This window comes from Streptomyces sp. NPDC039736, assembly GCF_055596485.1.
In genome coordinates, this window is the sequence record NZ_JBVIUQ010000005.1 from 433,552 (window position 1) to 454,725 (window position 21,174).

Below are 21,174 nucleotides of genomic sequence, written 5' to 3' on the forward strand. Positions count from 1 at the left end.
CCCCGTCAGGTGGAACGGCCCGCACCGCGTCCGCTTCAGCGTGACCCAGAACCCGCAGCAGCCCGTCCCGGCGTCCGGCGAGCAGGTGAACGCCCACGGTGCGTCCGGCACGCCCGGTACGCCCAAGCTGCCCGCCCGGGAGACCTGGCGGGAGCTGTACCGGCACTTCCGGCCGCACCGCTGGACGGTCCTGCTCGGCGCGCTGCTCACCCTGGTCGGCTCCGCGACCGCGCTCAGCCAGCCGCTCGCCACCAAGGCGCTCGTCGAACGGCTCGGCGGGGACCAGTCGATCACCGGCATCCTGCTCCTGCTGACGGTGCTGGTGGTGCTCGGCACCGCCGTGCACGCGGTGGGCTCGTACGTGCTGGAGCGCACCGCCGAGTCCGTGGTGCTGGCCGCCCGGCGCAGCCTGATCGGCCGGCTGCTGCGGCTGCGGGTGCCGGAGGTGGAGCGCACCCAGCCGGGCGACCTGATGTCGCGGATCACCTCCGACACCACGCTGCTGCGCACGGTCACCACCCGTTCCATCGTCTCGGCGGCCAACGGCAGCCTCACCTTCCTGGCGACGATCGCGATGATGGGCCTGATGGACCCGGTGCTGCTCGGGGTCACGCTCGGGGTGATCGTGCTGATCGGCGGGTCCGTCGGGTTCGTCATGCCGAAGATCTCGAAGGCCACCAAGCGCTCGCAGGAGGCCGTCGGGGCGATCTCGACGGTCCTGGAGCGGGCCTTCGGCGCCTTCCGCACGGTCAAGGCCTCGGGCGCCGAGGCACGCGAGGCCGCAGTCGTGGAGGCCGCCGCGCAGGAGGCCTGGCGGCACGGGGTGCGCTCGGCCAAGTGGCAGTCGCTGGCGCAGAGTTCGATCGGGCTCGCGGTCCAGGTGTCGTTCCTGGCGGTGCTGGGGATCGGCGGGGCGCGCGTCGCGTCGGGCGACATCTCGGTGGCCTCGCTGATCGCCTTCCTGCTGTTCCTCTTCTACCTGATCGACCCGATCTCCGAGCTGGTGGACGCCGCCACCCAGTACCAGGTGGGCTCGGCGGCGGTCGCGCGGATCGTGGAGGCGGAACGCCTGGCGACGGAGGAGACGGGGACCGGCTCGGCCGCGGTGCCGGGCGGGCCCGCGCGGGTGGCCTTCGAGGGCGTCGTCTTCCGGTACCGGGAGGAGCTGCCGTACGTCCACCACGGGGTGGACTTCGAGGTGCCGGGCGGCGGCATGACGGCCTTCGTCGGGCCTTCGGGGGCGGGCAAGACCACCGTGTTCGGGCTGATCGAGCGGTTCTACGAAGTGACCGGCGGCCGGGTGCTGGTCGACGGCCGGGACGTGCGCGACTGGCCGCTCGGCGAGCTGCGGGCGTCCATCGGGTACGTCGAGCAGGACGCGCCGGTGCTGGCGGGGACGCTGCGCGAGAACCTGGTGTTCGCCGCGCCGGACGCGACGGCGGCAGACATCCAGGAGGTCCTGGTCAAGGCGCGGCTGGACGGGCTGGTGGAGCGGCTGCCGGACGGCCTGGAGACGGTGGTCGGGCACCGGGGGTCGAAGCTGTCGGGCGGCGAGCGGCAGCGGGTGGCGATCGCGCGGGCCCTGCTGCGCAGGCCCCGGCTGCTGCTGCTCGACGAGGCGACGTCGCAACTGGACGCGGTGAACGAGCTGGCGCTGCGGGACGCGGTGGCGGTGGCGGCGCGGGAGACGACGGTGCTGGTGGTGGCGCACCGGCTGTCGACGGTGACGATGGCGGACCGGATCGTGGTGATGGACGCCGGGAAGGTACGGGCGGTGGGCACGCATGGCGAGCTGGTGGCGGGGGACGCGCTCTACGGAGAGCTGGCCGCGACGCAGTTCCTGACCGTTGCCGACGCCGGGCCGGCGGCTTCCGCGGCCCCCTGATCGGACCCTTCCGGCGGGCCGTGTCCCCGTACCGAAGGGAGACTCCCGTCATGGACGACAGCTTCCGCAACCGAGCCCCCGCCGCCCCGCGCCGGACCGCCGCGCGCCGGCGGGCCCTGCTGCCCCTCGCCGCCTGCGCCGCACTGCTGACCGGCGCCGCCGGGTGCTCGGACCCGGCGCCGAGGGCGGCCGCGCCCGCCGCACCCGCCGCGCCCACCGCGTCCGACGCCGCCACCGGGGCCGCCCCGACCTCCGGGGTCCGGCAGCTGGAGGCGGACTACCGGCGGGTGATCGAGGACGTCCTGCCGTCGGTCGTGCAGATCAACGCGCGCAGCGGCCTCGGGTCCGGGGTCGTGTACGACGACAAGGGGCACATCGTCACCAACGCCCATGTGGTGGGCGAGGAGAAGACGTTCGAGGTCACCGTCGCGACGAAGGGCGGCGACCCGATGCCCGCGAAGCTGGTGGCCGCCTACCCCGAGCAGGACCTGGCCGTCGTCAAGCTGGACAAGGTCCCGGCCGGGCTCAGGGCGGCCCGGCTCGGGGACTCCGCGAAGGTGGGGGTCGGGCAGATCGTGCTGGCCATGGGCAGTCCGCTGGGGCTGTCCAGCAGCGTCACGCAGGGCATCGTCTCGGCGGTGGGGCGCACGGTCACCGAGCCGGGCCGGGGCGGCGGCCCCGGCGCGACCATCGGGAACATGGTGCAGACCTCCGCCGCCATCAACCCCGGCAACAGCGGGGGCGCTCTGGTCGACCTGGACGGCCGGGTGATCGGCATTCCGACGCTGGCGGCGACCGACCCGGGGCTGGGCGGATCGGCGGCGCCCGGCATCGGGTTCGCGATCCCGGCGTCGATGGTGAGGACGGTGGCGGACCAGATCATCACGTCCGGGCGGGTCACCGACTCGGGGCGGGCCGCACTGGGGATCTCCGCGCGGACCGTGCTGGGCGGGGACCTCCGACCCGCGGGGGTGGCCGTGGTGGCCGTCCAGCGGGACGGGGCGGCCGCGAAGGCCGGGATCGAGGCGGGGGACGTGCTGGTGGGGGTGGCCGGGAAGCCGGTCACGACGATGACGTCGCTGAGCGAGGCGCTGGCTTCGTTGCGGCCGGGGGCGAAGGTGAAGGTCGCCTTCGAGCGGGACGGGGCGGAGAAGACGGCGGAGGTGACGCTCGGGGAGATGTGAGGGGTGCGGGTGCGGGAGCGGGGCGGGCCGGGGTCACCGCCGGGTGAGGGGGCGGGCGCGGGAGCGGGGCGGGGTCACCGCCGGGTGAGGGGGCGGGGCGGACCCGGGCCACCGCCGGGGCTCCGCCCCCGGGCCCCGGTTTCCGCCCCGGCCCCGCCCCTGGAGGGCCTCAGCCCTCCGCGTTCAGGCTCATCGGGCCGTAGATCTTCTTGCCGTCCTCCGAGAGGACCACCTGGGCCGCGCCGCCCTCCAGGAGGTCCTTCCAGACCTCGCCGAGCCAGGACTCCGCGTCGCCCTGCGTGGTGAACTCCTCCGGCTCGACCGCCGGTTGCACTTCCGTTCCGTCGGCCGTCTCGAACCGCCACGTCCACGCCATGTACGCCTCCCGGGTCGTCTCGATGCTGCTCGCAGCGTAGCCGGGCGCGCAGCCCGCACAAGGACACGGGAGGATCGGGGCGTGGAAACGACTCTGCTCGGCACTGCCGCCCCCGCCGGTCTCCCCCGGCCCGACTGCCCCTGCGCCACCTGCGCCGCCGCCCGGGGTGACCGGGTGCGGGCCGCCACCGCCCTGCTGGTGGACGGTGCGCTGCTGCTGGACCTGACGCCGGGGGCGGCGCTCGCCGCGGCCCGCGCCGGGCAGTCGCTGGGGGGTGTGCGGCAGGTGCTGCTGACGCATCCGCACGACGGGCCGCCCGTGGAGCTGCCCCCGGGGCTCCCCCGGGCCGGACGGGTGCCGGACGGACAGGAGTTGACGCTGATCAGCGGGCACCGGGTGCGGGCGGTCCCGATGGACTCCCCCGGCACGGGGTACGAGGTCACCTCCCAGGAGGGGGACCGGCTGCTGTACCTGCCCCGGGGCGGGTCGCCCGCCGGGGAGGGCGGGGTGCGGCCGTACGACCTGGTGGTGATGGACGTGCTGGGGCGGCCCGACGCGCTCGCCCGGCTGCGGGCCTGGGGGGCGGTCACCGGGGCGACCGACGTCGTCGCCGTGCATCTGGACCATGACGTTCCGGCGGGCGGCGAGACCGCCCGCCGGCTGGCCGCGCTCGGGGCGCGGACGGTGCCGGACGGAACGACGCTCACCCTGGGCGAGTACCAGGAGGTGCCGGACGTGCCGCGCCGGACGCTGGTGCTGGGCGGGGCCAGGTCGGGCAAGTCGGTGGAGGCCGAGCGGCGGCTGGAGGGCTTCCCGGACGTCGTGTACGTCGCGACCGGCGGACGCCGGGCCGGCGACCGGGAGTGGGCCGAGCGGATCTCCCTGCACCGGGACCGGCGGCCGTCGTCCTGGCGTACCGAGGAGACCTGCGAGGTGGCGGAACTGCTGGGCGGGGACGGGCCGCCGCTGCTGATCGACTGTCTGTCGCTGTGGCTGACCGACGCCATGGACCGGGCGGGGGCCTGGGACGACGCCAGATGGGCGGCGGACGGGCGGCGGGCACTGCGGGAGCGGGTGGCGGAGCTGGTGGGCGCGGTGCGCTCCACACGGCGCACGGTCGTCGCGGTGAGCAACGAGGTGGGCTCGGGGGTGGTGCCCGCGACGGCGGCGGGGCGGCGCTTCCGGGACGAACTGGGGCGGCTGAACGCCGCGTTCGCGGGCGAGTGCGAGCACGTCCTGCTGGTGGTGGCGGGGCAGGCCCTGGTGCTGCGCTGAGGCGGGGGGCACGGGGCCCGGGGGTCCACGCCGTTCGGCCGGTACTGTTCGGCGAATGAGCGCGCTGAATCTCGACGACTTCTCCGACCTGATCGAACGCCCCGACAGCGGCGTACGGCGTGACGCCGAAGACCGCCGTGAGCACCTCGCCGTGGCGCCCGGCAGCCTGGGCCGCCTGGACGAACTGGGCGAGTGGCTGGCCGCCGCGCAGGGGGCCGTGCCCGTGCGGCCCGTCGAGCGGGCCAAGGTGGTGCTGTTCGCCGGCGACCACGGCGTCGCGGCCCTGAACGTGTCGGCGCGCGAGGCGTCATCCGCGCACCGGCTGGTGCGGGCGGCCCTGGACGGGGAGAGCCCGGTGGCGGTGCTGGCACGGCGCCTCGGCGTGCCGGTGCGCGTCGTCGACGCCGGGCTGGACTGCGACCCGGAGCTGCTGCCCGACGAGGTCGTACGGCACCGGGTGCGGCGCGGCTCGGGACGCATCGACGTCGAGGACGCCCTGACCGTCGAGGAGGCGGAGCGGGCCGTGCGGCTGGGCATGGCGATCGCCGACGAGGAGGCCGACGCCGGCACCGACCTGGTGGTGCTCGGCGACCTCAGCGTGGGCGGCACCACCGCCGCCGCCGTGCTGGTGGCGGCGCTGTGCGGCACGGACGCCTCCGTGGTCACCGGGCGCGGCGGGGCGCACATCGACGACCTGGCGTGGATGCGCAAGTGCGCGGCGGTGCGCGACGCGCTGCGGCGCGCCCGGCCGGTGCTCGGCGACCAGTTGGAGCTGCTGGCCGCCGTGGGCGGGGCGGACCTCGCGGCGGCGACCGGGTTCCTGTTGCAGTGCGCGGTGCGGCGCACCCCGGTGATCCTGGACGGCGTGGTGTCGGCGGCGTGCGCGCTGGTGGCGCAGCGGGCCGCGTTCCGGGCCCCGGACTGGTGGCTGGCGGGGCACGTCAGCGGTGAGCCGGCGCAGGCGAAGGCACTGGACCGGATGGCGCTCAACCCTCTCCTCGACCAGGGCGTCACTGTGGGGGAAGGAACCGGGGCATTGCTGGCACTCCCCCTCGTTCAGGCCGCCGCCGCGCTCGCCGCGGAGCTGCCGGTGCGGGAGAAGGCCGACGAGAAGGACATGGCTGCCGACAGCGACGGCCCCGGCGACGGGGTCGCCGCCGACTGAGCGGGCGGTCCGGGCGGGAGGGTCCGCCCGGACCCCCGCCGTCACACCTGTCGGCGCCTGCGTCGACCCACCCGTCGACACCCCCCGTCCGCACCGGCCGGGCGGTCCTCTCGTACCACGCAATGACCCATATCATCGCGTTTCATGGGAGATGTCCGCTTGGCCACCGAAGAAGCATCCACGGCGTCCGGAACCGCCAGGACGCCCCTGGGGCGGCGGAGCACTCCGCTGTCGCGGCGCAGTGCCGGGTTCGCCGTCTGGTACCTGCGGATCGTCACCTTCATCTGCTTCCTGAGCGCGGTGTGGGTCTCCCTCGGCAACGACCTGCGCCGGCACAACGACGGCGACAACTTCACCCCGTACCTGCTCACCGCGGGCTTCGCGTCCGGGCTCTTCGCGTTCGTCATGGCGGTGACCCTGCGGCGGCGCAAGCGGGCGGCGTGGCTCCTCAACACGGTGCTCAGCGGGCTGCTGTTCCTGCTGTTCGCGCTGGTGATGTTCTTCCCCGAGGTGCGGCAGTACGCGCGCAACTGGGTGTCGCTGGGGCTGACCGGGGCGTTCTTCGTGGCGCTGCTGCTGGGCCGCCGCGAGTTCTACGCCAAGGGCGACCGGTCCAATCCGAAGCTGGCGACGGCCGTCGCCGTCGGCGGGCTGCTGGTCACCTCGCTGCTCGCGGCGCTGCTGGTGACGGTCACGAACACCGCCTCGCACGGCGCGCGGTCCTCGACCTTCCTGGAGCGCTGGGGCTACGGCGCGGCCCGGCTGATCTCGATCGCCGCGCCGGAGGACCAGTTCGCCGGGATCATGACGCCGGGCTGGGTGAACGTCCTCATCAACATCATGAGCACGGCCCTGCTGATCGGCGTGCTGCTGGCCGCGTTCCGCTCCCGGCGGGCCGTGGACCCGCTGTCGGAGGAGGACGAGGAGAAGCTGCGGGCGCTGCTGGACAAGCACGGCGACCGCGACTCCCTCGGGTACTTCTCGCTGCGCCGGGAGAAGAGCGCCATCTGGTCGCCGACCGGGAAGGCCGCCGTCACCTACCGCGTGGTGGGCGGCGTCTCGCTCGCCTCGGGCGACCCGATCGGCGACCCGGAGGCCTGGCCGGGCGCGATCGAGCCGTGGCTGACGGAGGCCCGCGAGCACGGCTGGGTGCCCGCGGTGATGGGCGCGAGCGAGGAGGCGGGCACGATCTACGCCCGGCACGGCCTGGACGCCCTGGAACTCGGCGACGAGGCGATCGTGGACACGGCCGAGTTCACCCTGGAGGGCCGCGCCATGCGCACGGTGCGCCAGGCCTACAACCGGGTGAAGCGCGCCGGGTACACCGTCCGCATCCGCCGCCACGAGGAGATCCCCGGGGCGGAGATGGCCGAACTGCTGAAGAAGGCTGACGACTGGCGCGACGGGGCCACCGAGCGCGGCTTCTCGATGGCGCTGGGACGCCTCGGCGACCCGGCGGACGGACGCTGCGTGATGCTGGAGTGCTTCGACGGCGACGGCGCCCTGCGGGCCGTGCTGAGCTTCGTGCCGTGGGGGCCCAGGGGACTGTCGCTGGACCTGATGCGCCGTGACCGGGACTCCGAGAACGGACTGGTGGAGTTCATGGTCATCGAACTCCTCCAGCACGCCCCGGAGATCAGGATCACTCAGGTCTCGCTCAACTTCGCGATGTTCCGGTCGGTCTTCGAACGTGGTTCACGCCTCGGCGCCGGACCGGTGCTGAGGCTGTGGCGGTCGCTGCTGAGCTTCTTCTCGCGCTGGTGGCAGATCGAGTCGTTGTACCGGGCCAACGCCAAGTACCGACCGATCTGGGAGCCCCGCTTCATGCTCTTCGAGAAGAGTTCCGACCTGTTGCGCATCGGCGTCGCCGCCGGCCGCGCCGAGGGCTTCCTGGAAGCCCCGGGCCTGCCCAAGTGGATGCACCGCCGGCACCTGGGGACGGGGCGGAGAGGGTGAGCGTCACGGCCGTGCCGGCCTCTCCCCTGCGCCGGTTCGCCCGTCGCGAGTGGGGCGGGCTCGCCGCGCGCGTGCGCGGGGCGCTCGTCACCCGCCGGTGGCGGGCGATCCCGCTCACCCTCGCGGCCGTCGCCCTGTGCGCGACGTTCCAGGCCGTCCAGAACCAGTCCTGGGGCTACCAGTTCGTGCAGGACATCGGCTCGGTGCGCTCCGGCGACCCGCTGCTGCTGTCGCTGGTGCGCACCCCGCTGTCGCTGTTCGTACCGGCGCTGGACCTGCCGGTGTGGGGCGCCCTCGCCCAGATCCTGCTGGTGTTCGGCATCGCGGAGATCTGCCTCGGCCGCTGGAAGACGCTCTTCCTGGCGTACGTGGCCACCCTGTCCGGCACGATGTACGCCCGCTTGGGCGTCGCCCTGGGGCCCGGCAGCCCGATCGGCCTGCCGGAGGCCGACAAGCACGTCATGGACACCGGCCCTTCGGCGGCGGTGGTGGGGCTGGCGCTGTACGTGTGCCGGCGGGTCGGGGCGTACTGGACGGGCGGGGCGGTCGTCGTCGCGATGGTCGTCGAGGTGATCGTCAAGACGAACCTGGCGGGCAAGGAGCACATCGCGGCGCTGCTGGGGGTGGCCGTGCTGATGCTGATCGAGGCGGCCGTACGACGCCGGAGGAAGCACCGGGGGCAGCTCCGGGACCGGGGCGAAGGGGCTGCACATGACGGTCGGGTCGAAGGGGCTGCGCTTCGCGACCGGGGCGAGGGGGCTCCGCCTCACGACCGGGGCGAGGGGGCTCCGCCGATCCAGTCCTGAACGGCGCGCACGCGCCGGGTCCAGCGGCGGTCGTGCCGGTAGACCCGACGCAGGGCGCGGGCACGCGCCTTGGGCCGCCTGCGGTAGAAGCGGCGCGCCCACAGCGAGTTGGGGCGGGCGAGACGGACCGCGCCGACGAGGCCGACCAGCGGCACGACGATGCCGAACAGGGCGGTGCGCACCTTGCCCTTGAGCAGGGCCACCACCGACCACAGGGCGTTGACGGCCACGTTCAGGAACAGCAGCCCCCGGCTCTGCGCCTCCTCCTCCGTCAGGTCGTTCACCCCGAACGGCAGCGAACCGGTGAGCACCAGGAGCACCAGCGCCGCCGTCAGGACGACGATCTCCACGCTGGTGCGCCCCTGCTCCGACCAGTACACGTCGTCCAGGTGCAGGATCAGCGCGAACTCGTCCAGCACCAGACCGGCGCCGACGCCGAAGATCACCGCGCAGATCGCGGACCCCACCCCATGCCGCCCGCTGGCGACCGCGCCGAAGCCGCCGACGGTGGAGAGGACGACGCCGGGCACGACGTGGTGGATGTGCATGCCGCCGGGCGTGACGTTGCGGAAGGGCCCCTTGCCGGCCCGGATGAGCCGGGTGATGGTGCGGGTGACCACGAAGGACAGCACGAAGGAGGCCAGCGCGAGGAAAAGCGGGAGTTTGCCCGGCTCGACGATGTTCCGGTACAGCCAGTGACCCATGCAACCCACTCCGCTTTGTCTGATTTACGCGCTACGGGCAACTTACCGGCCGGAGGTGCGGGATAACCTGCGGCCGGTGACCACTCCTCCTCCCTCCACCCCCGCGCCCTCCGCCACGTCCTCCCTCGTGGACGGCCTCCGGTTCGCCTTCGGCACCCTCACCGTCCTGCCCGTGCGCGTCGCGCGCTGGGACCGGGAGGCCGCCCGTACGGGCATGCTGTGCGCGCCGGTCGCGGGGGCCGTGGTGGGGCTGTGCGCGGCGGCGCTGGGCGGTGTGCTGCTGCTCCTGGGGGCCGGGCCGCTGCTCGCCGCCGTGGCGTCGGCCGCCGTGCCGGCCGCGCTCACCCGGGGGCTGCACCTGGACGGGCTCGCGGACACCGCCGACGGGCTGGGCAGCGCCAAGCCCGCGCCGGTCGCGCTCGACATCATGAAGCGGTCCGACATCGGCCCGTTCGGCGTCGTCGTCCTGCTGTTCACGCTGTTCGCCCAGGTGGCGGTACTGGCTCAGTTGTACGCGCGAGGGGTGGCGGCCGGCATGGCGGCGGCGCTGGTGGCGGCCGTCGCCGCCCGGCTGGCGCTCACGCTCGCCTCGCGCGCGGGGGTGCCCGCCGCCCGGCCCGAGGGGCTGGGGGCGGCGGTCGCCGGGGTGGTGCCGGTGCGGGCGGCCGCGGGGGCGGGGCTCGCCGTCACGGTGGTGTGCGCGGCCGCCGGGCTGGTGCCGGGCGGGGTCGTCGGGGCGGTGCACTGCGCGGTGGCGATGGCGGTGGCTCTCGGTGCCGCCGAGGTGCTGCTGCGGCACTGTGTGCGGAGGTTCGGCGGGGTGACGGGGGATGTGTTCGGGGCGCTGGCGGAGGCGGCTGCCACGGCGGCGCTGGTGGTGCTGGCGCTGGGGTGAGGCCCGGCGGCGGTCAGCACGGGCGGCGCCACGCCCCGAGTTCGTACTCCTTCAGCATCGAGCTGAGGCCCAGCTTCCGGGCCTCGGGGCAGAAACGAGCCGTGGGCAGCTCGTACTCCACGTGGAAGACGGCCTTCCCCGCCTCGATGAACGGCGTGAGCAGCGCGCACTCCTCGAACTCGGCGCACTGCTCGTTGACGGCGAAGTCGAAGTCCCCCAGCAGCTCGGGGATCTGGTCGAGGTCGTTCTTCAGGCCGACCGAGAGGCCCCGCTCGTGGGCGAGGCGGGCGATGAGCCGGTTGTAGCGGAGCTGGTCGTCGGCGGTGAGCGGGAAGCCCGTCCGGTTGTCGTAGCCGTCCATGTTGTCCGGCTCGACGGCGTCGAAGCCCTTGGCACGGCACATGTCGACGCGGGCCGCCATCAGGGGCTCCAGGACGTCGGTGCGGCGGATGTCCAGCCAGCGTTCGCCCTCCCAGCCGTTGCCCTCGCCGAGGACCTCGGCGGGGAAGCGGGCGGCGTCGGGCCGGAAGTCCTCCCAGGCGCCGGTGGAGAGGTAGCAGATGACCTTGCGCCCCTCCTCGTGCAGGGCGGCGACCTGGTCGGCGGAGGTGGTGTGGCCGTCGACGTCGTAGACGGGGACGTCGACGGTCAGGTCGAGCTCGCCGCTGAGCTGCCACTGCCAGGGCGTGCCGGGGCGGGGCTGCCAGCGGGATCCGCTCGGGGCGGGGCCGGGGGCGGGGCCGGGCGGCGCGGTGCAGGCGACGGCCGCGGCCAGCAGCAGGACCACGGCCAGGAGGCGTCTCATCGGGGCCGCACCGCCCCGAGTCCGTGCGGGAGGGTGCCCCAGGGGTGGGCGCCGTCGCCGGGAACGGCGCAGTGCAGGGCGGCGCCGCGTTCGGCGGCAAGGGCGGTGAGGTCGGTGTCGGCCGCGTACACCAGGTGGCAGAAGCGGTCCGCCGGGCAGGTCCGCGTCCAGGCGGGGGGCTGCTCGGCGGTGCGGTACGTCTCCCACGTCCCCTCGAACGTGACGAGGACGTCGGCGAGGCGGAGGTAGCCGGGGTCGGGGTGCGTGCCGTGGTTCAGCACCAGGGAGCCCGCGCCGGCCGCCCGGGCGGCGACGGCGAGACGGCGGTAGTGGGCGAGGGCCTCGGGGCCGGCGGAGACCTGGTCGAGGAAGGCGCCGGTGACGCCGTACCAGTCGCGGTGGCGCAGGAGGTCGCGCACGACCTCGGCGTGGGGGCGGCGTCCGTAGTCGGTGTCGACGTACCCGAGGACCCGGGTGCCGGCGGCGCGGAGCCGGTCGGCGACGTCACCGAAGGCCGGGTCGGCCGCGGTGCCGGGGCCGCTGGCCGGATTGAGGATCACGCCGTAGAGGCGGGGCGACGCGAGGAGGGTCTGCCAGGCGGTGGGGCGGGCGGTGGGGTGCTCGTAGTACGGCACGAGGAGCTGACGCACGGGGGTCCTTGGGGGGGGTGGGATCTTGCTGGGCACATACCTGGGTGTACTCCCGGGACGCGGCCCCGTCCTGCACCTGCGGCTCCGCCACGCAGGACCGCCCCGTCAGGGGCGCGGGGAACTGCGCGACCGGCCACGACGGATCTGCACGGAACCGTGCACGGCTGCGCGGCGAGCGCTTTAGGTGGAGGGGCGGGTCCGGGGCCTCTCCTGCCCGAGCCGCACGGGCTGACGCATCCGGTACGGGGGCTGAGCTCTCGGCCTTGGCGGGTTCGCGCGTCCGGCGCAGGCGCTGACGCAGGGGGCGGCACCCGGGTGGGCCGGGAGCGGGAGGGGCCGCCCCCTTGCCCGCCCGTTCCGCCCCCTTGGGGCGGCCCCGTCGCCCAAGGAGGCGGGGGCAGAGCGAGGGCTGCGACGCGTAAAGGGAAGGGTCCGTCGCGCCAAGGGGGTTCGGGGACCCGGGCAGCACCAGTGCACCAGGGGGCGGAGGGGAATTGCGAAGCCCGACGCGGGCGGCACCGGTGCACCAGAGGGCGCCGCGCCCGGCGGAACCGGAAGCGGAGGGGTATCCGATGCACAGCGGTGCCACAGCGTCCCTCATCCCCGGTGAGCCGTCGCCCTGCCCAGCCGGGCGAAGGCCAGCGCGGCCAGCAGCAGCGCCGCACCCCCCGGCGCCAGCAGGGAGCCCGCCCCGCAGAGCACCGCCAGCGCCGCGACCCCGCACACCCCCGCCGCCACCAGCACCGCCCCGAAGGCCTGGAGGAGCAGGCCGGTCCACATCAGGGTGCCGATCAGCAGCAGGCCCAGGAAGCGCGTCCCGTCGAAGCCGCCCGCCCGGGGCCACACCAGTGTCCCGAGCGCCGCCAGCACCACCAGGACCGCGAGGTACTGGCCCAGGCACCGGGCCAGCGTTCCCAGCGTCGCCCACCGGAACTCCCCCGGGGTCGCCGCCCCCCGCAGCCCCGCCAGGCTCCCGCTGCGGAACCGGTGCAGGAGCCACTCCGCCGGCCCCATGCTCAGCGTGAGCGCCACCGCGCCCGGGGCCGCCGCCGCACCGGAGGGCGCCCCGTCCAGGGCCGCGTACAGCACCAGGACACCGGTGGCGAGGCCGAAGACCCCGTACGGGAGCGAGGCGAGGAGCCGGGGACCGCCCGGACGTGGGCGGCGCGACCCGGCCGCCCCGCGCAGCAGCTCCCCCGCCGCGAGCACCAGCACCGCCAGCGGCGACACCGCGAGCAGCACCAGCCGCGCCGCGTCCGGGACGTCGTACGCGAGCGCCACGACCGCGCCCGCCGACATCGGCGCGAGCGCCGCCAGCAGCAGCCGCTCCCGCCCCAGGACCAGCAGCACGGTGGCCGCCGCCTGGTAGAGCGCCTGCACCGAGGCGAACGCGACGGCGGGCCCCTCCCCCGCGCCGGCCGCCGCGCAGGCCACGCCCGTGCCGGCGAGCGCGCCCAGCGGGGCCCCCACCAGCAGGGCGCGGGACGCCGCCGGGCGGTCGCCGAGCCCGAGCCAGGTGTACGCCCGGTGGGCCAGCGCCTGGTTCCACGCCCAGCCGGTGAGCGCCCCGGCGAGCAGCACCGCGACCGGGGCCGCGCCCGTCGCGAACGGCGCCCCCAGGACGTACGCCAGGCCGGGCAGCGCGAAGACGAGCCCGCGCAGCAGGCACGGCAGCAGCGCGACGTGCCACGGGTCGCCGGGGGCGTGGACCGGCTCCGGATAGGTGCGCGGCACGCGGTCGTACAGGTCCTCGGCGAGTTCGAAGGAGTTCCGGCGGCCGTAGGTGAGACGGATGTGGTCGTCCGTCATGCCGTCGGACTCCAGGATCGCGGCGATCTCGTCCGGGTGCACCGCCGCCTCGATCATGTCGCGCAGGCGCTCGGCGAGTTCGTCCACCGGGTCGTCGGCTGCCGCCCAGCGGGGGCGCGGCCGGGGAATCACCGGCAGGGTGTCCTGCCGGTCGTCCGGCGTGAGCCACAACGGCCCGCTCATGAGGTCTCCTCCTCCGGCCCCGTCAGGGTGTTCACCACGTCGTCCCGTCCGCCGCCATCGCCCGCCACGGGTCCGGCAGCCGCAGTTGCATCGTCCAGTCCTCGGCCAGTGCCGCCACGTCGTGCAGCGTCCGGCCGACCTGCTCGGGAACGCCGTCCAGCTCCTCGTATATGCGGCGGAACCCCTCGACGGAGCGGCGCAGGGTGAACTGGTCGATGACCCGTTGCCGTGCCGACTCGCCGAGTTCCGCACGGCGTCGGTCGTCGCGCAGGAGCTGGAGGGTGGCCCTCGCCATGGCCTCCGGTTCGCGCGGGGGGACGACGAGGCCCGTGTCGCCGACGGCCTCGCGCACCCCGCCGACGTCCGTCGAGACGGTGGTGCGGCCGCAGGACATGGCCTCGATGATGCTGAAGGGGAAGCCCTCGCTGATGCTGGAGAGCATGACGACGCTGCCCGCGCCGTAGGCCCGGGCGACGTCGGATATGCGGCCCTCGTAGCTGATGCCGTCGGTGACGCCCAGCTCGGCGGCGAGCTTCTCCAGGGTCGTACGGTACGGCTCGCCGCCTTCGGGCACTCCGCCGAACAGGCGCAGGCGCAGGGCGGGCAGCTCCGCCCGGCAGATCGCGTACGCCCGGATCAGGGTCTCCAGGTCCTTGATCGGGTCGATGCGGCCCGCCCAGCTGAGCGTGGGGACCTCGGGTTCGGGGCCCGCGTGCGGGAAGAGCTGGGGGTCGACGCCGTTGTAGACGGTGCGGATGCGCTCGGGGTCGGCGCCGCCGCGTTCCTCCCAGCGCCGGTTGTACTGGTTGCACGGGGTGATCAGGTCGGCCTGGCGGTAGCCGAGCGAGTTGAGCTCCCGGTAGAAGCCCAGCAGGAGGGCCTTCACCGGCCAGCGCTGGGCGGCCGAGCGGTAGCCGAGGTAACGCTCCCGCAGGTAGATGCCGTGCTCGGTGAGCAGGAAGGGCGCGCCGTCGAAGTGCTGGGCGGCGAGCGCCGGGAGGGTGGCCAGACCGCTGCTGACCGCGTGCGCGATGCTGCCGTCCGGCAGGCGGGCGGCCAGCGGGCGCAGCAGGTGGTCCAGGAGGTCGGTGGCTATGAGGGCGTCGTGCAGGGTGGGGCGGGCGCGCGCGGTGTCCAGGTGGGGGCGGGTCCACACCGCCAGCAGGGTGCGCAGCGCGGCCTCCCCGGAGAGGGCGGCGGTCAGTCGCCCGCGCCGGGCCAGCGCGGCGAGCGCGAACAGCTCCTGGCCGAAGTCGCAGCCCGGGGCGGGGTCGAGGAAGGAGAGCAGGAAACGTTCGTACGTCGCCAGGAAGTCGCGCTTCTCGTGGCGGGACAGGCGCGGGGTGCGGGCGCCGTCCGGTGCGCCCCAGAGCGGGACGACGGTGTGGTCGTGGATGTTGCGCGGAAGTTCCCAGGTGACGGGTTCACGGCCGCTGCCGGTGAGGGAGACGAGGTGGAAGTCGACGTCGGGCATGCCGCGCACCAGTTGGTCGCACCAGGTACTGACACCCCCCTGGACGTGTGGATAAGTGCCTTCGGTGAGCATGCTGACATGGCGCCCACGGCTCATGGTGGTGTTCCCCCAGAACAGTTGTGCGGGCGGTCGCGCCGTGCCGGTGAGGGCACGGCGCGACCGCCGGATGGTGCGACGGTGCTGTGCTGCCGGGGCCGAAGCGGCCTCCGGGCCGAGGCCGAAGCGGCCCCGGCAGGCCGCTAGTGGCCGGCCCTCTCCTGCGGGACGAGCGGCTGGACCGGGGCGGGCGGGGCCGCCGGGGTGACCTTGGCGACCGGCGCGCGCAGCGCCGGAACCCGCGTGGCCGGGGCCTTCGTGGCCGGGGTCTTCGTAACCGGGGCCGGGGCGGCGGGAGCCGGGGCCGGGGCCGCCGGGAGCTTCAGCGTGACGGCGGACTGGAGGGCGGCCGGGGCGTCCCAGCCGGAGAGCGCCCCCGCGTAGGCGGTGCCGAAGGCGCCCGTGCCGAGCAGCAGTTGCTTCCTGGTGCCGGCCGGCGCGGTGATCGGCGCGACCACCCCGGACGGCGCCTGCACGGTGACGGTGTCGCCGATGCGGTGGGCGGTCACCTTGTTGCCGGCGAGCGCCTTGTCCCAGGCGGCGCGCCGGGTGAACTCGACGCCCACGTCCTTCTGGCGCGGGTTGACCACGGGGGTGTTGTCGGCGAACAGGGCCCGGTAGTCGGCGAGGGTCTTGTCGAGGACCGGGTAGAGCAGCTTCTCCTCCGCCAGGTTGGACTGGTGCACGTAGTGCGGTCGCGGGTCGTTGGCGACCACGTGGTTCAGCGCCGTGCGGGCCTCCTGCGGGACGATGTACGCGGCGTAGCCGGTCTCCACGTCCAGCGGCTCGTCCAGGCAGGTGGAGAGCGGGTTGTCCTCGCAGGCGCCGCTGCCGCCGTCGGCCCGGGAGGTGTAGAGCCAGTTGTACTCGTCGGCCATCTCGGCGGCGGTCCCGACGTTGTAGTACACGTTCATCGGGTGCCGGGGCACGGTCAGGGCCGCGCCCGCGCCGCGCTGCTGCGGTTCGCGCGAGGCGTCGCTCGCGATCCACTTCACCCCGTTGTCGGCGAGCGCGCCCGCCAGGTTCGGGTTGTCGGCCGGCTGCTGCGGCAGGGTCCTGAGCCCGGAGTGCTCACCGGTGACCAGCTCGGACCTGTCGACCGGGATGCCCTTGGCGACGGCCCACTTGTGGTTGTCGGAGATCTGCTTGGAGATCTCCGCCCGGCTCATCCAGAGCGTCGTGCCGGCCGCGTCCGTCGCGCACTTCCACGGGACGACGGTGTTGTCCTGCGTGCAGCCGAGGAAGGGGTGCGTGTACGTGTGGTTGATCCAGCGGTACTGGGCGCGGTCGGCCACCAGTTGACCGGTCAGGGCGTCCGTGCCGCCGTGCCCGGCCTTCCACTCCTCGCCCGCGCCGGCGTTGTGGACCAGGTCCAGCAGGAAGCCGGAACGCTTCTGCCACTGCGCCGCGTACTGCGCGTCGGCGGCGGTCATCCGGATCGGGTTCTCGCTCTCGTTCTCACCGCCTGCGCAGTCGAAGTCGCCGGGCGTGCAGTTCAGCCGGCTGTTCCAGCGGGCGTCCGGCGCGAACACGTCGTCGACGTGCACGGAGAAGTAGTTGCGGCTCTGCCCCAGGTGCACGCCCTGGGTCAGCCAGTCCACGACACCGCGCGCCAGCACCCGGAACTGCTTCTGGTACTTGTTGTACGCGAAGGTGACGACCAGTTCGCTGCGTCCGTCGGCGGTGTACTCGCCGACCAGACTGGCCCGGCTCGCCCCGTCGGCGACCGGGATGTCCAGGTAACTGGTGTATCCGGCGCGCGGGCGGCCCGCGTAGCCGTAGCTCTCCACCACCGACGGCGAGTTGTCCTCGAACTTCAGCGGCCCGTCCAGGTACTTGAACGGGCCCGCCCGGCCCGCGGCGGTGACCGCCGCGTCGACGCCGTCCAGCGGTCCGGCGTACCCCTGCTGGTCGGTGTAGTCGAGGCCGACGCCCGGGTGGGACCAGGTGTAGGCGTCGACCTGCCGGATCCCGAAGGTCTTCTCGTACGCCGTCAGGGCCGCCGACTCGGCGGAACCCGCCCCGAACGGGGCCTCGTTGGGCAGCACCACGCCCTGGAACCTGGCGCGGGCCCGGCCGCTGACGGTGTCACTGAGGAACGCCGCGTTGATCACGGGGCGCCCGGCCTGGCCGAGCTTCACGGTGGTGAACGGCACTCCGGTGCTGCGCAGTTCGTCGGTGACGGCCGCGACGGCCTCGCCGCCGTCGTCCACGACGAGCACCTTCAGATCGATGCGCGGAGCCGGTGCCGCCTCTGCGGCGACCGCTCCGGTGGGCGCTGCGGTCATCACCGCGACGAGCAGGCCCGCGGAGGCTATCGCCGCTCCCGCTCTGCCCGCGCGCGTCGCGCCCCATGTGTTCTTCGCGTACGCCATGGCGTACTCCCCTCCCCCTAGAAGGCTCTCCGTATACAGCGCCGAAAGCCGAAAGTGGACGCCGTACGGGAGACATGTGAACGACCTGCAAAGCAATTCCCTGATCCTTTGCAAGTCCTGCGAAGAGTGTGACGCACGGTTTACGCTCCGCGCTCCCGGAACCTCGGAGAGACACCACGGACGAGTGAACGGGTCGCCCCCGTGATCGAAGGACCCGACCGCGCGTAGGCTCGTCCGACAGGCGCACATTCCCGCCGCCCCCAGGAACCCAGGAAGCGAGATTTCACCACCGTGACTGCTCTCACTCTCAGCACCTCCGGCGCCGCGACGCTGCGCGCCGACGCGCTCGTCGTCGGCATCGCCAAGGGCCCCGGGGGCCCGGTCGTCGCCGCCGGCGCGGAGGCCGTGGACAAGGCGTTCGACGGAAAGCTGGCCTCCGTCCTGGAGACCCTGGGCGCTTCCGGCGGCGAGGGTGACCTGACGAAGCTGCCCGCCCCCTCCGGTCTGAAGACCCCGCTGGTCGTGGCCGTCGGCCTCGGCCCGGTGCCGGAGAAGGACGAGACGTTCGCGGCCGAGGCCCTGCGCCGCGCCGCGGGCACCGCCGCCCGCGCGCTGACCGGCGTCAAGAAGGCCGGCTTCGCGCTGCCGGTCGAGTCGGTCGAGGACGCGGAGGCGGTCGCCGAGGGCGCGCTGCTCGGCGCGTACAACTTCACGGCGTACCAGGACCAGAACCAGGCCGACGGCAAGGACGCGAAGAAGACCGGCGGCAAGGACGCCAAGCTGCCGCTCGCCGAGGTGGTCCTGCTCGGCGCCAAGCCGCGCGACAAGGCCTTCAAGGCGGCGGCCGAGCGGGCGGTCGCGCTGGCCGAGGAGATCAACCGCGCCCGCGACCTGGTCAACACCCCGCCGAACGACCTCTACCCCGAGTCCTTCGCGGCCGTCGCCCAGGCCGCGGCCAAGGAGCACGGCCTCAAGATCCAGATCCTGGACGAGAAGGCCCTGGTCAAGGGCAACTACGGCGGCATCCTGGGCGTCGGCGCGGGCTCCGCGCACGGCCCCCGCCTGGTGAGGATCTCCTACACCCACGCCAAGGCCGAGAAGTCCCTGGCGTACGTCGGCAAGGGCATCACCTACGACTCGGGCGGCATCTCGCTGAAGCCGGCCGGCCACAACGAGACGATGAAGTGCGACATGGCCGGCGCCGCCGCCGTGTTCGCCGCCGTCGTCGCCGTCGCCCGGCTGGGCCTGAAGGTCAACGTCACCGGCTGGCTGGCGCTCGCCGAGAACATGCCCTCGGGCACCGCCACCCGCCCCGGCGACGTGCTGCGCATGTACTCCGGCAAGACCGTCGAGGTCCTCAACACGGACGCCGAGGGCCGACTGGTCCTGGCCGACGCGCTGACCCGCGCCTCGGAGGAGCACCCGGACGCGATCGTCGACGTCGCCACCCTGACCGGCGCGATGATGATGGCGCTGGGCAGCCGCACCTTCGGCATCATGGGCAACGACGAGTCCTTCCGCACCGCGATCCACGAGATCGCCGAGGAGGTCGGCGAGCAGTCCTGGCCGATGCCGCTCCCCGCCGAGCTGCGCAAGGGCATGAACTCCGACACCGCCGACATCGCCAACATGGGCGAGCGGATGGGCGGCGGCCTGGTCGCCGGCCTGTTCCTCCAGGAGTTCGTCGGCGAGGACATCGCCTGGGCGCACCTGGACATCGCGGGCCCGGCCTTCCACGAGGCCGCCCCGTACGGCTACACCCACAAGGGCGGCACCGGGTCCTCGATCCGCACCCTGGTCAAGCTGGCGGAGCGCACCGCCGACGGCGACCTCGGCTAGTCGCTCCCGCACCGCGACCCCGGGCCGGCGTGCCCGGGGTCGCGGGTGCGTTTACGTACGGTTTCGCCCTGAACGAAATATTTGTACGTACGTACGCATCGCTCACCCCGGAGACCCGGCCCCGGCCCCGTCCCGGAACCCGGCCCGGCGTCCCGCCATCCGTGAACAAGTGCGAAGATGGTTTACCGGCAGGACAGGGCCCCCACCACAGGGCCGAACAACAAGCGGCCGTACACCCCCGCCGCCCGGTCGTCGACGACCGGCGAGTGGCGCACATGCATGGAGGACGTGACGTGGCGAACGACGCCAGCACCGTTTTCGACCTAGTGATCCTCGGCGGTGGCAGTGGCGGTTACGCCGCGGCGCTGCGCGGAGCCCAGCTGGGCCTCGACGTCGCACTGATCGAGAAGAACAAGCTGGGCGGCACCTGCCTGCACAACGGCTGCATCCCGACGAAGGCCCTGCTGCACGCGGGCGAGATCGCCGACCAGGCGCGCGAGTCCGCGCAGTTCGGCGTGAAGGCCTCCTTCGAGGGCATCGACATCGCGGGCGTGCACAAGTACAAGGACGAGGTCGTCTCGGGCCTGTACAAGGGCCTCCAGGGCCTGGTCGCCTCCCGCAAGGTGACGTACATCGAGGGCGAGGGCCGGCTGTCCTCCCCCACCTCCGTCGACGTGAACGGCCGGCGCGTCCAGGGCCGCCACGTCCTGCTGGCGACCGGCTCCGTGCCGAAGTCGCTGCCGGGCCTGGAGATCGACGGCAACCGCATCCTCTCCTCGGACCACGCGCTCGTGCTGGACCGGGTCCCGGAATCGGCGATCATCCTGGGCGGCGGCGTCATCGGCGTCGAGTTCGCCTCGGCGTGGAAGTCCTTCGGCGCGGACGTCACGATCGTCGAGGGCCTCAAGCACCTCGTGCCGGTCGAGGACGAGAACAGCTCGAAGCTCCTGGAGCGCGCGTTCCGCAAGCGCGGCATCAAGTTCAACCTGGGCACCTTCTTCCAGAGCGCCGAGTACACCGAGAACGGCGTCAAGGTCACGCTGGCCGACGGCAAGACCTTCGAGGCCGAGGTGCTGCTGGTCGCCATCGGCCGCGGCCCGGTCTCCCAGGGCCTGGGCTACGAGGAGCAGGGCGTCGCGATGGACCGCGGCTACGTCCTGGTCGACGAGTACATGCGCACGAACGTCGAGACCATCTCGGCGGTCGGCGACCTCGTCCCGACCCTCCAGCTCGCGCACGTCGGCTTCGCCGAGGGCATCCTGGTGGCGGAGCGGCTGGCCGGTCTGAAGACCGTGCCGATCGACTACGACGGCGTGCCGAAGGTGACGTACTGCCACCCCGAGGTCGCCTCCGTGGGCATCACCGAGGCCAAGGCCAAGGAGCTCTACGGCGCGGACAAGGTCGTCGCCCTGAAGTACAACCTGGCCGGCAACGGCAAGAGCAAGATCCTGAAGACCGCGGGCGAGATCAAGCTCGTCCAGGTCAAGGACGGTGCCGTGGTCGGCGTCCACATGGTCGGCGACCGCATGGGCGAGCAGGTCGGCGAAGCGCAGCTCATCTACAACTGGGAGGCCCTGCCGGCCGAGGTCGCGCAGCTCATCCACGCGCACCCGACCCAGAACGAGGCGCTCGGCGAGGCCCACCTGGCCCTGGCCGGCAAGCCGCTTCACTCCCACGACTAATAGGTTTCCGTCATG

At 73.7% G+C, this 21,174-nt stretch carries 16 protein-coding genes; 9 read left to right on the plus strand and 7 right to left on the minus strand.

The features are described from left to right. Positions 1-85 precede the first annotated feature (85 nt). Together ACZ56L_RS18615 and ACZ56L_RS18620 are read left to right on the plus strand one after the other, a co-directional pair. The gene (locus ACZ56L_RS18615) at positions 86-1,885 is read left to right on the plus strand and encodes an ABC transporter ATP-binding protein (RefSeq protein ID WP_471065228.1); all 1,800 of its coding nucleotides are present in this window, start codon (positions 86-88) and stop codon (positions 1,883-1,885) included. Between the two features lie 50 nt (positions 1,886-1,935). Beyond that, on the plus strand, positions 1,936-3,069 hold the full coding sequence (locus ACZ56L_RS18620; protein WP_471065031.1) for a S1C family serine protease: 1,134 nt from the start codon (positions 1,936-1,938) through the stop codon (positions 3,067-3,069). 169 nt (positions 3,070-3,238) lie between these two features. On the opposite strand, the gene ACZ56L_RS18625 is transcribed toward ACZ56L_RS18620, so the two are convergent. After that, positions 3,239-3,445, minus strand: coding sequence for a hypothetical protein (locus ACZ56L_RS18625; protein ID WP_345223623.1), 207 nt, complete (start codon positions 3,443-3,445; stop codon positions 3,239-3,241). A gap of 81 nt (positions 3,446-3,526) precedes the next feature. On the opposite strand from ACZ56L_RS18625, the gene ACZ56L_RS18630 reads away from it, so the two are divergent. The 4 genes from ACZ56L_RS18630 (at position 3,527) to ACZ56L_RS18645 (ending at position 8,647) form a co-directional block, all read left to right on the plus strand. Then, the gene (locus ACZ56L_RS18630; RefSeq protein ID WP_468683760.1) at positions 3,527-4,720 is read left to right on the plus strand and encodes a bifunctional adenosylcobinamide kinase/adenosylcobinamide-phosphate guanylyltransferase; all 1,194 of its coding nucleotides are present in this window, start codon (positions 3,527-3,529) and stop codon (positions 4,718-4,720) included. A gap of 55 nt (positions 4,721-4,775) precedes the next feature. Next, the gene (cobT, locus tag ACZ56L_RS18635) at positions 4,776-5,885 is read left to right on the plus strand and encodes a nicotinate-nucleotide--dimethylbenzimidazole phosphoribosyltransferase (RefSeq protein ID WP_471065034.1); all 1,110 of its coding nucleotides are present in this window, start codon (positions 4,776-4,778) and stop codon (positions 5,883-5,885) included. 144 nt (positions 5,886-6,029) lie between these two features. After that, the gene (locus ACZ56L_RS18640; RefSeq protein WP_471065036.1) at positions 6,030-7,841 is read left to right on the plus strand and encodes a phosphatidylglycerol lysyltransferase domain-containing protein; all 1,812 of its coding nucleotides are present in this window, start codon (positions 6,030-6,032) and stop codon (positions 7,839-7,841) included. Between the two features lie 11 nt (positions 7,842-7,852). Further along, entirely contained in the window at positions 7,853-8,647 is a 795-nt protein-coding gene (locus ACZ56L_RS18645; RefSeq protein ID WP_471065038.1) for a hypothetical protein, read from the plus strand. On the opposite strand, the gene ACZ56L_RS18650 is transcribed toward ACZ56L_RS18645, so the two are convergent. Next, positions 8,608-9,351 carry a hypothetical protein gene (locus ACZ56L_RS18650; RefSeq protein ID WP_471065040.1) on the minus strand — a complete coding sequence of 248 codons (744 nt, stop codon included), beginning with the start codon at positions 9,349-9,351 and terminating at the stop codon, positions 8,608-8,610. The genes ACZ56L_RS18645 and ACZ56L_RS18650 overlap by 40 nt on opposite strands. Positions 9,352-9,427: 76 nt before the next feature. Here ACZ56L_RS18650 and ACZ56L_RS18655 point away from each other — a divergent pair, with 76 nt between their 5' ends. Beyond that, the gene (locus tag ACZ56L_RS18655; RefSeq protein ID WP_471065042.1) at positions 9,428-10,246 is read left to right on the plus strand and encodes an adenosylcobinamide-GDP ribazoletransferase; all 819 of its coding nucleotides are present in this window, start codon (positions 9,428-9,430) and stop codon (positions 10,244-10,246) included. Positions 10,247-10,259: 13 nt separating this feature from the next. On the opposite strand, the gene ACZ56L_RS18660 is transcribed toward ACZ56L_RS18655, so the two are convergent. From ACZ56L_RS18660 to ACZ56L_RS18680, 5 genes are all read right to left on the minus strand, one after another. Next, positions 10,260-11,051 carry an endo alpha-1,4 polygalactosaminidase gene (locus ACZ56L_RS18660; protein ID WP_401757475.1) on the minus strand — a complete coding sequence of 264 codons (792 nt, stop codon included), beginning with the start codon at positions 11,049-11,051 and terminating at the stop codon, positions 10,260-10,262. Next, positions 11,048-11,701: a spherulation-specific family 4 protein gene (locus tag ACZ56L_RS18665; RefSeq protein WP_471065044.1), complete on the minus strand. Its 654-nt coding sequence runs from the start codon at positions 11,699-11,701 to the stop codon at positions 11,048-11,050. Before ACZ56L_RS18665 ends, ACZ56L_RS18660 begins: the two co-directional genes overlap by 4 nt. A 597-nt stretch (positions 11,702-12,298) precedes the next feature. Then, complete coding sequence (locus ACZ56L_RS18670) at positions 12,299-13,693, minus strand: hypothetical protein (protein ID WP_471065046.1); 1,395 nt, start codon at positions 13,691-13,693, stop codon at positions 12,299-12,301. Positions 13,694-13,724: 31 nt separating this feature from the next. Further along, entirely contained in the window at positions 13,725-15,263 is a 1,539-nt protein-coding gene (gene pelF / locus ACZ56L_RS18675; RefSeq protein WP_471065048.1) for a GT4 family glycosyltransferase PelF, read from the minus strand. A gap of 143 nt (positions 15,264-15,406) precedes the next feature. Beyond that, positions 15,407-17,638: a hypothetical protein gene (locus tag ACZ56L_RS18680; RefSeq protein WP_471065050.1), complete on the minus strand. Its 2,232-nt coding sequence runs from the start codon at positions 17,636-17,638 to the stop codon at positions 15,407-15,409. Between the two features lie 291 nt (positions 17,639-17,929). On the opposite strand from ACZ56L_RS18680, the gene ACZ56L_RS18685 reads away from it, so the two are divergent. Together ACZ56L_RS18685 and lpdA are read left to right on the plus strand one after the other, a co-directional pair. Next, positions 17,930-19,477, plus strand: coding sequence for a leucyl aminopeptidase (locus ACZ56L_RS18685; RefSeq protein WP_345223595.1), 1,548 nt, complete (start codon positions 17,930-17,932; stop codon positions 19,475-19,477). A 293-nt stretch (positions 19,478-19,770) separates the two neighbouring features. Beyond that, positions 19,771-21,159 carry a dihydrolipoyl dehydrogenase gene (gene lpdA / locus ACZ56L_RS18690; RefSeq protein ID WP_345223593.1) on the plus strand — a complete coding sequence of 463 codons (1,389 nt, stop codon included), beginning with the start codon at positions 19,771-19,773 and terminating at the stop codon, positions 21,157-21,159. The last annotated feature ends 15 nt before the right edge of the window (positions 21,160-21,174 follow it).

Excerpts from the sequence above, each read along its gene's own strand:
- cobT (WP_471065034.1), top strand. The coding sequence starts at position 4,776 with ATGAGCGCGCTGAATCTCGACGACTTCTCCGACCTGATCGAACGCCCC.
- ACZ56L_RS18680 (WP_471065050.1), bottom strand. The coding sequence starts at position 17,638 with ATGGCGTACGCGAAGAACACATGGGGCGCGACGCGCGCGGGCAGAGCG.
- pelF (WP_471065048.1), bottom strand. The coding sequence starts at position 15,263 with ATGAGCCGTGGGCGCCATGTCAGCATGCTCACCGAAGGCACTTATCCA.
- ACZ56L_RS18620 (WP_471065031.1), top strand. The coding sequence starts at position 1,936 with ATGGACGACAGCTTCCGCAACCGAGCCCCCGCCGCCCCGCGCCGGACC.
- ACZ56L_RS18660 (WP_401757475.1), bottom strand. The coding sequence starts at position 11,051 with ATGAGACGCCTCCTGGCCGTGGTCCTGCTGCTGGCCGCGGCCGTCGCC.
- ACZ56L_RS18625 (WP_345223623.1), bottom strand. The coding sequence starts at position 3,445 with ATGGCGTGGACGTGGCGGTTCGAGACGGCCGACGGAACGGAAGTGCAA.
- ACZ56L_RS18650 (WP_471065040.1), bottom strand. The coding sequence starts at position 9,351 with ATGGGTCACTGGCTGTACCGGAACATCGTCGAGCCGGGCAAACTCCCG.
- ACZ56L_RS18640 (WP_471065036.1), top strand. The coding sequence starts at position 6,030 with ATGGGAGATGTCCGCTTGGCCACCGAAGAAGCATCCACGGCGTCCGGA.
- ACZ56L_RS18670 (WP_471065046.1), bottom strand. The coding sequence starts at position 13,693 with ATGAGCGGGCCGTTGTGGCTCACGCCGGACGACCGGCAGGACACCCTG.